General features: G+C 71.4%; 12 protein-coding genes. 10 read left to right on the forward strand and 2 right to left on the reverse strand.

Annotated elements, in window-relative coordinates:
- The 3 genes from MTQ10_RS00465 to MTQ10_RS00475 form a co-directional block, all read left to right on the forward strand.
- Positions 1–1,141: hypothetical protein (locus tag MTQ10_RS00465; RefSeq protein ID WP_247461010.1), on the forward strand; the 1,141-nt coding region annotated here is incomplete at its 5' end.
- A gap of 105 nt (positions 1,142–1,246) precedes the next feature.
- Positions 1,247–3,223 (forward strand): threonine--tRNA ligase, encoded by a 1,977-nt coding sequence (thrS, locus tag MTQ10_RS00470; RefSeq protein ID WP_247461012.1) that lies wholly within the window; start codon positions 1,247–1,249, stop codon positions 3,221–3,223.
- Positions 3,224–3,306: 83 nt separating this feature from the next.
- Positions 3,307–3,855, forward strand: a complete 549-nt coding sequence (locus tag MTQ10_RS00475; protein WP_247461014.1) for an HIT family protein — start codon at positions 3,307–3,309, stop codon at positions 3,853–3,855.
- Between the two features lie 30 nt (positions 3,856–3,885).
- Here the strand turns inward: MTQ10_RS00475 and MTQ10_RS00480 are convergent, their stop codons facing one another.
- Together MTQ10_RS00480 and MTQ10_RS00485 are read right to left on the reverse strand one after the other, a co-directional pair.
- Positions 3,886–5,547, reverse strand: coding sequence for a hypothetical protein (locus MTQ10_RS00480; RefSeq protein ID WP_247461016.1), 1,662 nt, complete (start codon positions 5,545–5,547; stop codon positions 3,886–3,888).
- Positions 5,548–5,745: 198 nt separating this feature from the next.
- The gene (locus MTQ10_RS00485; protein ID WP_247461018.1) at positions 5,746–7,944 is read right to left on the reverse strand and encodes an elongation factor G-like protein EF-G2; all 2,199 of its coding nucleotides are present in this window, start codon (positions 7,942–7,944) and stop codon (positions 5,746–5,748) included.
- 387 nt (positions 7,945–8,331) lie between these two features.
- Here MTQ10_RS00485 and pgsA point away from each other — a divergent pair, with 387 nt between their 5' ends.
- The 7 genes from pgsA (at position 8,332) to MTQ10_RS00520 (ending at position 14,363) form a co-directional block, all read left to right on the forward strand.
- A complete protein-coding gene (pgsA, locus tag MTQ10_RS00490; protein ID WP_247461109.1) occupies positions 8,332–9,066 on the forward strand; it encodes a phosphatidylinositol phosphate synthase in 735 nt (244 codons plus the stop codon).
- Positions 9,063–10,049, forward strand: coding sequence for a phosphatidylinositol mannoside acyltransferase (locus MTQ10_RS00495; protein ID WP_247461019.1), 987 nt, complete (start codon positions 9,063–9,065; stop codon positions 10,047–10,049). Before pgsA ends, MTQ10_RS00495 begins: the two co-directional genes overlap by 4 nt.
- Positions 10,046–11,227 (forward strand): glycosyltransferase family 4 protein, encoded by a 1,182-nt coding sequence (locus MTQ10_RS00500; RefSeq protein ID WP_247461021.1) that lies wholly within the window; start codon positions 10,046–10,048, stop codon positions 11,225–11,227. Before MTQ10_RS00495 ends, MTQ10_RS00500 begins: the two co-directional genes overlap by 4 nt.
- A gap of 84 nt (positions 11,228–11,311) precedes the next feature.
- Positions 11,312–11,854 (forward strand): hypothetical protein, encoded by a 543-nt coding sequence (locus MTQ10_RS00505; RefSeq protein ID WP_247461023.1) that lies wholly within the window; start codon positions 11,312–11,314, stop codon positions 11,852–11,854.
- A gap of 169 nt (positions 11,855–12,023) precedes the next feature.
- Entirely contained in the window at positions 12,024–12,929 is a 906-nt protein-coding gene (gene pdxS, locus MTQ10_RS00510) for a pyridoxal 5'-phosphate synthase lyase subunit PdxS (protein ID WP_308404523.1), read from the forward strand.
- Positions 12,930–12,942: 13 nt separating this feature from the next.
- Complete coding sequence (gene pdxT, locus MTQ10_RS00515) at positions 12,943–13,545, forward strand: pyridoxal 5'-phosphate synthase glutaminase subunit PdxT (RefSeq protein ID WP_247461024.1); 603 nt, start codon at positions 12,943–12,945, stop codon at positions 13,543–13,545.
- A gap of 65 nt (positions 13,546–13,610) precedes the next feature.
- Complete coding sequence (locus MTQ10_RS00520) at positions 13,611–14,363, forward strand: YebC/PmpR family DNA-binding transcriptional regulator (RefSeq protein WP_247461027.1); 753 nt, start codon at positions 13,611–13,613, stop codon at positions 14,361–14,363.
- Positions 14,364–14,466: the final 103 nt, after the last annotated feature.

Genomic DNA, 14,466 nt, shown 5'->3' on the forward strand with positions numbered 1-14,466 from the left:
CGGCGACATCGACCCGGCCGCCCTCGGTGCCCTGCTCGCCCGGCACGGCTGGTCGCGCCGCGGCGGCGCCCGGGGACGCTACGGCCGCTGGACCCCGCCCGGCCCCGACACCGGCACCAGCCTCCTCGTCCCCGAATCACGGGCCTTCCCCGACAGCGAGGACCTGCTCGCAGAGGCACTCGACGCCCTCGCCCGCAGCGCCACCCCCGCCGCCCGCGAGGTCCTGCTCGCCCTCGCCGTGCCCAGCGACGAGATCCGCTGGTGGCGCGACGCACCCGACGGCCCCGCCGGCGCCACCTCCTGGACCGCGCAGGAACAGATGCGCGGCGCCGCCCGCCGCATGCTCCTCGCCGCCGCCCTCGCCACCCGTGCACGCGCCGGCTTCCACGGCGCCCGGCACCGCCGCGCCGCCGCCGGCCTGCTGGAGAACGTCCTGGTCGGCGCCGCCGACGGCGGGCACGCCCTCACCGCGTTCGTCCCCGTCCGCGCCGCCCGGCCGCTCACCGTCCGCCTCCACCAGGCCCTGCACGCCACCCGCGAGGCCATTGACTACCGGCGCGCCACCGGCCGTACGGACGCCTTCGACGCCGCCGTCGAGGCCGGCGTCAGCAGGGAACTGACCGAGGCGTTGATCACCCTCGTCCACGGCACCGAAGGTGCCCGCGTCGCCGTCGCCTGGGCCCCGGCCGCCCCCGTCCCCGGCCACGGCACGACCGACACCGAACCGGTCGAGTTCTCACCCGGCGACCTGCCCGTCCTGCGCGAGGCCGGCGCCCGCTATCTGCACGGCGAACCGTCCCAGCCCGTGGAGATCACCGGCACCGTCGTCCGCATGCGCCGCTCCCAGCCCCGCGGCGACGGCACCGTACGGCTGCGGGTCCTCGACGGCGCCGACGTCCCGCACGTCCGCCTCACCCTCGGCGAGGACGACTACCGCATCGCCGGCCAGGCCCACCTCGTCGGACTGCCGGTGCGGGTGTGCGGCCGGCTGGAGAGCCGCGGCGGCTTCCGCAGGCTCACCGCCGTCACCGAGGTCGCCCCCGCGCAGGTCGAGGAGGCCGAACGGGACCGGCTGATCAAGGAACTCCAGGAGAACCTCGACTTCTTCGAAGGGGCCTGCGGAGGGGACTGCGCGGACTGACCGCCGATATCGATTTCGCGGAGCACGGGTGAGGGTCGGTACGATCCATACCTATGCGTGCGCTCCGGTATGGCGCCGCACCCCACCTTCAGTCAGGAGAGACCGGTGTCAGACGTCCGTGTGATCATCCAACGCGATTCCGAGCGGGAAGAGCGCGTGGTGACGACGGGCACTACGGCCGCCGACCTCTTCGCCGGCGAGCGCTCGATCATCGCCGCGCGCGTGGCCGGTGAGCTGAAGGACCTCTCGTACGAGCTGTCCGACGGCGACGAGGTCGAGGGCGTCGAGATCTCCTCCGAGGACGGTCTCAACATCCTGCGCCACTCCACCGCGCACGTCATGGCCCAGGCCGTGCAGGAGCTGTTCCCGGAGGCGAAGCTCGGCATCGGCCCGCCCGTCAAGGACGGCTTCTACTACGACTTCGACGTCGAGAAGCCGTTCACGCCCGAGGATCTCAAGGCCATCGAGAAGAAGATGCAGGAGATCCAGAAGCGCGGGCAGAGGTTCGCCCGCCGCGTCGTCACCGACGAGGCCGCCCGCGAGGAGCTGGCCGACGAGCCGTACAAGCTGGAGCTGATCGGCCTCAAGGGCTCCGCCTCCTCCGACGACGGCGCGGACGTCGAGGTCGGCGCCGGCGAGCTGACGATCTACGACAACCTGGACGCCAAGACCGGCGAGCTGTGCTGGAAGGACCTCTGCCGCGGTCCCCACCTGCCCTCCACCCGCCTCATCCCGGCGTTCAAGCTGATGCGCAACGCCGCCGCCTACTGGCGCGGCAGCGAGAAGAACCCGATGCTCCAGCGCATCTACGGCACCGCGTGGCCGTCCAAGGACGAGCTGAAGCAGTACCTGGACTTCCTCGCCGAGGCCGAGAAGCGCGACCACCGCAAGCTCGGCAGCGAACTGGACCTGTTCTCCATCCCGGAGCAGATCGGCTCCGGCCTCGCCGTCTTCCACCCCAAGGGCGGCATCGTCCGCCGGGTCATGGAGGACTACTCGCGGCGCCGCCACGAGGAAGAGGGCTACGAGTTCGTCTACACCCCGCACGCGACGAAGGGGAAGCTCTTCGAGACCTCGGGCCACCTGGACTGGTACGCCGACGGCATGTACCCGCCCATGCAGCTCGACGAGGGCGTGGACTACTACCTCAAGCCCATGAACTGCCCGATGCACAACCTGATCTTCGACGCGCGCGGCCGTTCCTACCGCGAACTGCCGCTGCGCCTGTTCGAGTTCGGGACCGTGTATCGGTACGAGAAGTCGGGCGTCGTGCACGGCCTCACCCGCGCCCGCGGCTTCACCCAGGACGACGCGCACATCTACTGCACCCGTGAGCAGATGTCGGACGAGCTCGACAAGACGCTCACTTTCGTGCTGAACCTGCTGCGCGACTACGGCCTCACCGACTTCTACCTGGAGCTGTCGACCAAGGACCCGGAGAAGTTCGTCGGCTCCGACGAGGTCTGGGAGGAGGCGACCGAGACCCTGCGGCAGGTCGCCGAGAAGCAGGGCCTGCCCCTCGTGCCCGACCCGGGCGGCGCCGCGTTCTACGGCCCGAAGATCTCCGTCCAGGCCAAGGACGCCATCGGCCGCACCTGGCAGATGTCGACGATCCAGCTCGACTTCAACCTGCCGGAGCGCTTCGACCTGGAGTACACGGCGGCCGACGGTACCAAGCAGCGTCCGGTCATGATCCACCGTGCGCTGTTCGGCTCGATCGAGCGGTTCTTCGCGGTGCTGCTGGAGCACTACGCCGGTGCCTTCCCCGCCTGGCTGGCACCGGTCCAGGCCATCGGCATCCCGATCGGCGACAGCCACGTCGAGTACCTGGAGAAGTGGGCCGCCGCGGCGAAGGCCAAGGGCCTGCGCGTCGAGGTGGACTCCTCCTCGGACCGTATGCAGAAGAAGATCCGCAACGCCCAGAAGCAGAAGGTGCCGTTCATGGTCATCGCGGGCGACGAGGACATGGGCCACAACACCGTGTCCTTCCGCTACCGCGACGGCTCCCAGGAGAACGGCATCCCCTTCGACGAGGCCATCGCGAAGATCGCGAAGGTCGTCGAGGAGCGGGCGCAGATCTGACCCGGCGCGTGGGCGGCCCCCGGTGACCTGATCTCGCCGGGGGCCTTGCCCTTCCCTTCACCCGGACGCCATATGCTGCACGCATGACGAGTGAGCCGGAGCAGCAGATCGGAGTGGGGACGCAGGACGCGTTCCAGCGCCTGTGGACGCCCCACCGGATGGCCTACATCCAGGGAGAGAACAAGCCGAGCGGCCCGGGCGCCGACGACGGCTGTCCCTTCTGCTCCATCCCGGCCAAGTCCGACGAGGACGGTCTGATCGTCCGCAGGGGCGAGCATGTGTACGCGGTGCTCAATCTGTACCCGTACAACGGCGGCCACCTGATGACCGTCCCCTACCGGCACGTCGCCGACTACACCGACCTCACCGACGCCGAGACCGCCGAGCTGGCCGAGCTGACCAAGCAGGCCATGACGGCGCTGCGCACCGCGTCCGGCGCCCACGGCTTCAACATCGGCATGAACCAGGGCGCCGCCGCCGGCGCGGGCATCGCCGCTCACCTGCACCAGCACATCGTGCCCCGCTGGGGCGGCGACACCAACTTCATGCCCGTCGTCGGCCACACCAAGGTGCTGCCGCAGCTGCTGGCCGACACCCGCAAGATGCTGGCGGACGCCTGGCCCCCGGCCTGACGCCCGCCCGCACCCGCGCCCGACGCGCCGCTACGCGTCGTACACGTCGGCCTTCTTCGGCGCCACGTCCTGCACCGCCGCGCTGAGGGAGGCCGACCGCGCGCCGAACTTCTCGGTGTCGACGCCGTTCTCCTTCAGCACCTTCAGCGCCGCCGAGTGCACCACACGCAGCACCGGCGTCGCCGCCCGCAACGCGTCGTCCGCCATGAACCGGTGCCGCCACGGCTGGTCCGCCCACGCGTGCCGCAGCCCGAACGGCTCCGGCAGGGCGATGCCGCCGCCCAGCCAGTTCAGCAGCGGCGGATACCAGGTGAGCGGCGCCCGCACGGCGAGCCGTACCACCTCGTCGGTGCTGACCAGCGGCAACTTCACCGTCCGCGTCTCCCACGGCTTGAAGGACTTCGTGACCGTCTTCGTGGGGGCCTCCGGCTTCGCGGTGAACAGCGGGTTCACCGGACCGAGCGCATGCCCGGTCACCTCGATGCGCAGCGTCTCGTACAGCACCGTCACCGTGATCAGCATGGTGATGACCAGCTGGCCGTCCCACAGCGTCCACTGCACGCCCAGATAGTGCCGGTCGCCCGCGCCGAACTGCTGCTTGTTGCAGATCTCCTGTATGGCGTGCGGCTTGACCTGGTAGTCCTCCACGTCCGTGCCGTCGGGCCGGGCGACCGCCGTGGCGTTCTCGCCGATCGGCGTGACGATCCAGTGCCGTATGGACGGGCGGGGGAAACCGCCCGTGTTCAGTGGGCCGCGCTCCAGCATGCGCAGCTGGTCATGGATCGCCCGTATGACGTCCCAGCTGCGGAACGGGTGGATCTCACGGTCGGGATCGGCCGGGACCAGATCCTCCGCGAGCTGCCAGGAACCCCATCGGGTGCCCATGCCGAGGACGCCCTTGGGGCCGGCGTAGAAGACGGAGTTCGACTGCTGCTCGGCGCTGAGCCTGGCCAGGGACTGGCGCAGCGACTCGGCGGCGGTCTCGCGCGGACTGGTCGGCACCGCCTCGGGCACCTTCGCGCCGACGCTGCTCCCGGACAGCAGGCCGTCCCAGCGCTCCCGCAGATCGCGGGCGGTCCTCTCGCAGACGCGGCGCGCCCAGAACCAGCCGATGACCGGCATCACCACCGACGCACGCGCGTACCACGCCCAGAAGCCGGTGAACGGCATCCTGACCAGGAACAGCACGGCGAGGATGCCCACCCCGGCGAGAAGCGCCGTCGCCAGGGCGGAGGCCCGCCGGTCGGTGGTCCTGCCGGTCTTCTGGCGGATCTGGAAGACCAGCAGCCAGCCCAGGAAGCCGGGCAGGAACAGCAGCCCGCACACGACGCTGATCGCGGTGAGACGGTTGTCGCGGGCGCGGCGGATGTTGTTGGCGGCGAGGCAGTGCTCGACGACCATCTGAGGTTCGGTGCCGAACGACTGGATGAGCGGGGCGCGGCCACTGCCCAGCATGCGGTCCACCACCGCGCGGGAGAACGCCTCACCCAGATTGGGACGGAAGATCGTGGCCCAGGAGCGGCCCTCCTTCACCGTCGTCTTGTGCCACTCGTTGTCGGCCTTCTTGATGTCCTGCACCGGGCTGTCCCGGTAGGCCGCCGAGGCCAGCGCGAAGGTGGCCGTATGGCCTCCGTCGCCGGTGCGCGGCACCTGCGGTCCGAACGCGTCGCCGTAACCGCTCTCCACGGTCACTTCCCCACCCCCCAACGCCGCACTGTCGCTTCTGCGGCCTTCCCGACTTCCTTGCTGCGCACACCTGTTGATCAGGTCATCAGCGTATCCGCAGGTACTGACAGCCCGTCGGCGGACGATCGAAACCGCCCGCCGACGCGGTGGGACAACGGCGTGAACCGGAACACCGGCACGCCTCGCGCGTGCGCCGGGCGCGAACTACGAGGCCTGGCGCTCCTGTTCGCGCAGCTTCTCCGCGATCTGCGCCGGCATCGGCTCGTGCCGCACGTACCGGCGGCTGAAGCGTGCGGTGCCGTGCGACAGGGACCGCAGATCGACGGCGTACCGGCCGATCTCGATCTCCGGCACCTCGGCGCGGACGAGCGTGCGCCCGCCGGGCGTCTGCTCGGTGCCCAGCACCCGTCCGCGCCGCCCGGACAGGTCGCTCATCACGGCGCCGACGTAGTCGTCGCCGACGAGGACGCTGACCTCGGCGACCGGCTCCAGCAGATGGATCTTCGCGTCGGCGGCGGCCTCCCGCAGCGCGAGCGCCCCCGCCGTCTGGAACGCGGCGTCGGAGGAGTCCACCGAGTGGGCCTTGCCGTCCAGCAGCGTCACCCGCACGTCGATCAGCGGATGGCCGGCGGCGACGCCCTTCGCGGCCTGCGCGCGCACCCCCTTCTCCACGGACGGGATGAACTGGCGCGGCACCGCACCGCCGACGACCTTGTCGACGAACTCGATGCCGGAGCCGTTCGGCAGCGGCTCCACCTCGATCTCGCAGATCGCGTACTGGCCGTGCCCGCCGGACTGCTTCACATGCCGTCCGCGGCCCGCCGACCTCGTCGCGAACGTCTCCCGCAGGGACACCTTGTGCGGTACGACGTCCACCTGGACGCCGTAGCGGGTGCGCAGCCGCTCCAGCGCGACGTCCGCGTGGGCCTCGCCGAGGCACCACAGCACCACCTGGTGGGTGTCCTGGTTCTGCTCCAGGCGCATGGTGGGGTCCTCGGCGACCAGCCGGGCCAGGCCCTGGGAGAGCTTGTCCTCGTCGGCCTTGCTGTGCGCCTGGATCGCCAGCGGCAGCAGCGGGTCGGGCATCTCCCACGGCTCCATCAGCAGCGGGTCGTTCTTCGGCGACAGGGTGTCCCCGGTCTCGGCGCGGGCGAGCTTGGCCACGCACACCAGATCGCCGGCGACGGCATGGGTGACGGGCCGCTGCGTCTTGCCGAACGGTGTGGACAGCGCCCCGATCTTCTCGTCGACGTCGTGGTCCTCGTGGCCGCGGTCGGTCAGGCCGTGCCCGGAGACATGGACGGTCTGGTCGGGCCGGAGCGTCCCGGAGAAGATCCGGACGAGTGAGATCCGGCCGACGTACGGGTCGGAGGAGGTCTTGACGACCTCGGCGACGAGCGGGCCGTCGATGTCGCAGGGCTTCAGCTCGCGCGGCTTGCCGTCGATGGTGGTGACGGCCGGGGTGGGGTGTTCGAACGGCGTCGGGAAACCGCGGGTGATCAGGTCGAGCAGCTCGACCGTGCCGATGCCCTGCCGGGCGCCCTCCGCGGCCGGCGCGGCGGCCAGCACCGGGAAGAAGGTGCCCCGGGCCACGGCCCGCTCCAGGTCCTCGATCAGGGTCTTCAGTTCGACCTGCTCCCCGCCGAGGTAGCGGTCCATGAGGGTCTCGTCCTCGCTCTCGGCGATGATGCCCTCGATGAGCCGGTTGCGGGCGGTCTCCATGTCCGGCAGCCGGTCCGGGCCGGGCTCGGTCTCCACGCGCTCGCCGGAGGAGTAGTCGAACAGCTTCTGCGTCAGCAGGCCGACCAGCCCGGTCACGGGCGCGTGCCCGTCCGGGCCCTGCGGACCGTGCAGCGGCAGGTACAGCGGCAGGACGGCGTCGGGGTCGTCACCGCCGAAGGCCTCCGCGCAGATCCTGGTCATCTCCTCGAAGTCCGCGCGGGCGGCCTCCAGGTGCGTGATCACGATGGCGCGGGGCATGCCGACGGCCGCGCACTCGTCCCACACCATGCGGGTCGAGCCGTCCACGCCGTCGGAGGCCGAGACGACGAAAAGGGCCGCGTCCGCCGCTCGCAGACCGGCCCGCAGTTCCCCGACGAAGTCGGCGTATCCAGGGGTGTCCAACAGGTTGATCTTGATGCCGTCCCAGGTGACGGGCACCAGGGAGAGCTGTACCGAGCGCTGCTGTCGGTGCTCGATGTCGTCGTGGTCGGAGACGGTGCCGCCGTCCTCCACGCGGCCCGCCCGGTTCAGCGCCCCCGCGGTCAGCGCGAGAGCCTCCACCAAGGTGGTCTTGCCGGATCCGGAGTGGCCGACCAGCACCACGTTCCGAATGGACTGGGGGTGGTCGGCCGCCACTGCCCTGCCGGCGGCTCCGGGGTGGGTGTGTGCCTTGTCGCCCATGATCCTGCCTCCCGTGCACGGTGAGGTCACTGTGGGCGCGGACATGCGGGACCGCGTGCTGGGCGGCTCCGGTGACGCCCGCGTTCTTCGAGCTTTCCACTCCCGTCACGGTGCGTCCATACGACGGACGGCTCGGCGGACGGGGGCCGCCCGTCCCCGGGAGGTGGGGACGGACGGGGGAGGGGCGCAGGGCGCGGCACCACACGGCACCACGGGTGGGTGCGGTCCGTCCGCCCGGTTCGCGGGCGGCGTGGCAGGACGGGGTGGGTGCGGTCCGTCCGCCCGGTTCGCGGGCGGCGTGGCACGACGGGTGGGTGCGGTCCGTCCGCCGGATCCGCGGGCGCGGAACGGGTGCCCGTCCGCCGTCGGCACGCGCGCGTGGCTACGATGGGCCAGCCGGTGGCCAGCAGGGGCCGCACGGCCACACCGACCCTCGGGAAGGCCATGCTGAACAAGTACGCGCGTGCTTTCTTCACGCGTGTTCTCACACCGTTCGCCGCGTTTCTCATCCGCCGCGGAGTGAGCCCCGACACGGTCACGCTCATCGGCACCGCCGGTGTGGTCGCGGGCGCGCTGGTCTTCTACCCCAGGGGCGAGTTCTTCTGGGGCACGGTCGTGATCACGCTGTTCGTCTTCTCCGACCTGGTCGACGGCAACATGGCCCGCCAGCTGGGCCGCTCCAGCCGCTGGGGCGCCTTCCTGGACTCCACGCTCGACCGGGTCGCCGACGGGGCGATCTTCGGCGGCTTCGCCCTGTGGTACGCCGGGAGCGGGGACGACAACGCGCTGTGCGCGGTGTCCATTTTCTGTCTGGCCAGCGGCCAGGTCGTGTCGTACACCAAGGCACGGGGCGAGTCGATCGGCCTCCCGGTCGCCGTCAACGGCCTGGTGGAGCGCGCCGAGCGCCTGGTGATCTCCCTGGTCGCCGCCGGTTTCGCGGGGCTGCACAAGTTCGGCGTGCCCGGCATCCAGTACCTGCTGCCGGTGGCACTGTGGATCGTCGCCGTCGGCAGCCTGGTCACCCTGATCCAGCGGGTGGTCACGGTCCGCCGCGAGTCCGCCGAGGCGGAGGCCGCCGCCGCCCGTGAAGAGGACTCCCACGGGAGGGAGACGGCGAAGTGAGCGCCCAGGAGCGGCTGACCGACGCGCTGTACGGCCTCGGCTGGGGCACCGTGAAGAAGCTCCCCGAACCGGTCGCCGTGCGCCTCGGCCGCACCATCGCCGACCTCGCCTGGAAGCAGCGCGGCGCGGGCGTACGGCGCCTGGAGAGCAACTACGCGCGCGTGGTGCCCGGCGCCGGCCCCGAGCGGCTCGCCGAACTGTCCCGCGCGGGCATGCGCTCCTACCTGCGCTACTGGATGGAGTCCTTCCGACTGCCCGCCTGGAGCGACGAGCGGATCAAGAACGGCTTCGCCCCCGCGGACGTGCACCACCTCGTCGACGGCATGGCCGCCGGCAAGGGCGTCATCCTCGCCCTGCCCCACCTCGCCAACTGGGACCTGGCGGGCGCCTGGGTCACCACCGAGCTGGGCATCCCGTTCACCACGGTCGCCGAGCGGCTGAAGCCGGAGACCCTGTACGACCGGTTCGTCGCCTACCGCGAGGGCCTCGGCATGGAGGTCCTGCCGCACAGCGGCGGCTCCGCCTTCGGCACGCTCGCGCGCCGCCTGCGCGACGGCGGCCTGGTCTGCCTGGTCGCCGACCGCGACCTGTCCGCCTCCGGCGTCGAGGTGCGGTTCTTCGGCGAGACGGCCCGGATGCCCGCCGGCCCGGCGCTGCTCGCCCAGCAGACCGGCGCACTGCTGCTGCCGGTCACCCTCTGGTACGACGACTCCCCGGTCATGCAGGGGCGTGTCCATCCGCCGGTCGCGGTGCCCGAGTCAGGTACGCGCGCGGAGAAGACGTCTGCCATGACACAGGCGCTGGCCGACGCCTTCGCCACGGGGATCGCCGAGCATCCGGAGGACTGGCACATGCTGCAGCGGTTGTGGACCGCCGACCTCGACCCGGCCAAGGCACCCGCCCCGAGGAGCGCCCAGGAAGCGGCTCCGCCCGAGGCGGAGACCTCCGGGCGGTCCGACGGGGCCGAGAGGCCGGCCTCGTGAGGATCGGCATCGTCTGCCCGTACTCCTGGGACGTACCCGGCGGCGTCCAGTTCCACATCCGTGACCTCGCCGAGTACTTCATCCGGCTCGGACACGAGGTGTCCGTCCTCGCGCCCGCCGACGACGACACGCCCCTGCCGCCGTACGTCGTCTCCGCGGGCCGCGCGGTGCCCGTGCCGTACAACGGCTCCGTCGCCCGGCTGAACTTCGGCTTCCTCAGCGCCGCCCGGGTCCGCCGCTGGCTGCACGACGGCGCCTTCGACGTCGTCCACATCCACGAGCCGACCTCGCCCTCCCTGGGCCTGCTGACCTGCTGGGCGGCGCGCGGACCGATGGTGGCCACGTTCCACACGTCCAACCCGCGCTCCAAGGCGATGATCGCCGCGTACGCCATCCTCCAGGCCGCGCTGGAGAAGATCAGCGCCCGTATCGCCGTCAGCGAGTACGCCCGCCGCACCCTCGTCGAGCACCTCGGCGGCGACGCCGTCGTCATCCCCAACGGCGTCGACGTCGATTTCTTCGCCAAGGCCGAGCCCAACCCCGAGTGGCAGGGCGACACGATCGGCTTCATCGGCCGTATCGACGAGCCCCGCAAGGGCCTGCCGGTGCTGATGAAGGCCCTGCCGAAGATCCTCGCCGCCCGCCCCCGGGCCCGGCTGCTGGTGGCCGGACGCGGCGACGAGAAGGAGGCCGTGGCCGGCCTGCCGGCGGAGCTGCGCTCCCGCGTCGAGTTCCTCGGCATGATCAGCGACGAGGACAAGGCCCGCTTCCTGCGCAGCCTCGACCTGTACGTCGCGCCCAACACCGGCGGCGAGAGCTTCGGCATCATCCTCGTCGAGGCCATGTCGGCGGGCGCCCCGGTGCTCGCCTCCGACCTCGACGCCTTCGCGCAGGTACTCGACGGGGGAGCGGCCGGCGAACTGTTCGCCAACGAGGACGCCGACGCGCTCGCCGAGGCCGCAGTACGCCTCCTGGAGGACCCCGAGCGCCGCGCCGAGCTGCGGGAACGCGGCAGCGCCCATGTCCGCCGCTTCGACTGGTCGACGGTCGGCGCGGACATCCTCTCCGTGTACGAGACGGTCACGGCGGGCTCGGCGGCCGTCGCCGCCGACGACACGCCCGACGGCGACGGCTGGGGGAGCGGCCTGCGGGCCAGGCTGGGGCTGGCCCGGGACTGACGGGGCGGTCGGCGGGCAGGGCCGGGCCCGGCGTACGACGGGCTTCGGGCCCGCCCGGGCGTACGGCGCGTAATCTAGCCGCCCGTGACCGCAACCCTGATCTGGATCCTCGTCGCACTCGCCGCGATCGGGCTCTACCTGAGCTGGACCGCGGGCCGACTCGACCGGCTGCACGCCCGGATCGACGCCGCCCGTGCCGCGCTCGACGCCCAGTTGCTGCGCCGCGCCTCCGTCGCCCAGGAGGTGGCCACCTCCGGCGTCCTCGACCCGGCCGCGTCGATCGTGCTGTACGAGGCCGCGCACGCCGCCCGGCAGGCCGAGGAGGAACAGCGCGAGGTCGCCGAGAGCGAGCTGAGCCAGGCCCTGCGGGCGGTGTTCGCCGAGCGGGAGCAGGTCGACGCCGTCCGCGCGGCACCCGGCGGGGAGGAGGCGGCCCATGAGCTGACGGAGGCGGTACGGCGCGTGCCCATGGCCCGGCGCTTCCACAACGACGCCGTCGGCGCGGCCCGCCGGCTGCGCGAGCACCGCAAGGTCCGCTGGTTCCGGCTCGCGGGCCACGCGCCCTTCCCCATGGCGTTCGAGATGGACGACGAACCCCCGGCCGCCCTGGCCGACCGCACCGGCTGACGAGACCGCCGGGCGAGAACCGGTGCCCGTCGTCGGTTCGCGAAAAACGATCCACCGGCTCGCCATTGGCCCTTGCTGTGGCCTGGTCCCCTCACGTTTCCTCGGGGATGCACCATCACCCCCTCGCCGGGGTGCAGAACACCCTCTTTCCCTTCAGTGAGGTCAACCCGTGTCCAGCACCGAGAACCAGGCTCCCGAGACCGGCACCGCGCGCGTGAAGCGCGGCATGGCGGAGCAGCTCAAGGGCGGCGTGATCATGGACGTCGTCACGCCGGAGCAGGCGAAGATCGCGGAGGACGCGGGCGCCGTGGCCGTCATGGCCCTGGAGCGGGTCCCGGCGGACATCCGCAAGGACGGCGGCGTGGCCCGGATGTCCGACCCGGACATGATCGAGGGCATCATCGACGCCGTCTCCATCCCGGTGATGGCCAAGTCCCGCATCGGCCACTTCGTCGAGGCCCAGGTGCTCCAGTCCCTCGGCGTCGACTACATCGACGAGTCCGAGGTCCTCACCCCGGCCGACGAGGTCAACCACTCCGACAAGTGGGCCTTCACCACCCCGTTCGTCTGCGGCGCCACCAACCTGGGCGAGGCCCTGCGCCGTATCGCCGAGGGCGCCGCGATGATCCGCTCGAAGGGCGAGGCCGGCACCGGCAACGTCGTCGAGGCCGTCCGCCACCTGCGCCAGATCAAGGGCGACATCGCCCGCCTGCGCGGCCTGGACAACCACGAGCTGTACGCCGCCGCCAAGGAGCTGCGCGCCCCGTACGAGCTGGTCAAGGAGGTCGCGGAGCTGGGCAAGCTCCCCGTGGTCCTGTTCTCCGCCGGCGGTGTGGCCACCCCCGCCGACGCCGCCCTGATGCGCCAGCTCGGAGCCGAGGGCGTCTTCGTCGGCTCCGGCATCTTCAAGTCCGGCGACCCGGCCAAGCGCGCCGCCGCCATCGTCAAGGCCACCACCTTCTACGACGACCCGAAGATCATCGCGGACGCGTCCCGCAACCTCGGCGAGGCCATGGTCGGCATCAACTGCGACACCCTCCCCGAGACCGAGCGCTACGCCAACCGCGGCTGGTAAGGCACACGAACCCATGAGCAACACGCCCGTCATCGGCGTCCTGGCCCTCCAGGGCGACGTACGGGAGCACCTCATCGCCCTGGCCGCGGCCGACGCCGTGGCCAGGCCGGTGCGGCGCCCCGAAGAGCTGGCGGAGGTCGACGGCCTCGTCCTCCCCGGCGGTGAGTCCACCACCATCTCCAAGCTGGCCGTCCTCTTCGGGCTCATGGAGCCCCTGCGCACGCGCGTGCGTGACGGCCTGCCCGTCTACGGCACCTGCGCCGGCATGATCATGCTCGCCGACAAGATCCTCGACCCGCGCTCGGGCCAGGAGACCGTCGGCGGCATCGACATGATCGTGCGCCGCAACGCCTTCGGCCGGCAGAACGAGTCCTTCGAGGCGTCCGTCGACGTCAAGGGCATCGACGGCGAACCCGTGGAGGGCGTCTTCATCCGCGCCCCCTGGGTGGAGTCCGTCGGGGCGGGCGCCGAGGTGCTCGCCGAGCACGACGGCCACATCGTCGCCGTCCGCCAGGGCAACGCGCTCGCCACCTCCTTCCACCCGGAACTGACCGGCGACCACCGGGTGCACTCCCTGTTCGTCGACATGGTCCGGGCGCACCGGACGCGGGAGTAGCCGCGGAGTCCTTGTAGGATTCCTGGCGTTCGTACAGAGATGGGTTACGCGAAGGAGACAGGCAGATGTCCGGCCACTCTAAATGGGCCACGACGAAGCACAAGAAGGCCGTCATCGATGCCAAGCGCGGCAAGCTCTTCGCGAAGCTGATCAAGAACATCGAGGTCGCGGCGCGGATGGGCGGTGCCGACCCCGACGGCAACCCGACGCTGTACGACGCCATTCAGAAGGCCAAGAAGTCGTCGGTCCCGAACAAGAACATCGAGTCCGCGGTCAAGCGCGGCGCCGGCCTCGAGGCCGGCGGCGCCGACTACGAGACGATCATGTACGAGGGCTACGGGCCGAACGGCGTCGCGGTGCTCATCGAGTGCCTCACCGACAACCGCAACCGCGCCGCGTCCGAGGTCCGCGTCGCCATGACCCGCAACGGCGGCTCCATGGCCGACCCGGGCTCGGTGTCGTACCTGTTCAACCGCAAGGGCGTGGTGATCGTCCCCAAGGGCGAGCTGACCGAGGACGACGTCCTCGGCGCCGTCCTGGACGCCGGTGCCGAGGAGGTCAACGACCTCGGTGAGAGCTTCGAGGTCATCAGCGAGCCGACCGACCTCGTCGCCGTCCGCACCGCGCTGCAGGAGGCGGGCATCGACTACGAGTCCGCCGAGGCCAACTTCGTCCCGACCATGCAGGTCGAGCTGGACGAGGAGGGCGCCAAGAAGATCTTCAAGCTGATCGACGCGCTCGAGGACAGCGACGACGTGCAGAACGTCTTCGCCAACTTCGACGTGAGCGACGAGATCATGGAGAAGGTCGACGCGTAACGCGCACGCTGCACCGGCGGGCCGACGGGACACCCCGTCGGCCCGCCGCTTTGTCGGCGCGGGCCGCCCTGTCGTACGGCCGCGTTGTCAGTGCCACCCGATA

The sequence above is a fragment of the Streptomyces sp. XM83C genome (assembly GCF_023072675.1).
GTDB classification, from domain to species: domain Bacteria; phylum Actinomycetota; class Actinomycetes; order Streptomycetales; family Streptomycetaceae; genus Streptomyces; species Streptomyces thermocoprophilus.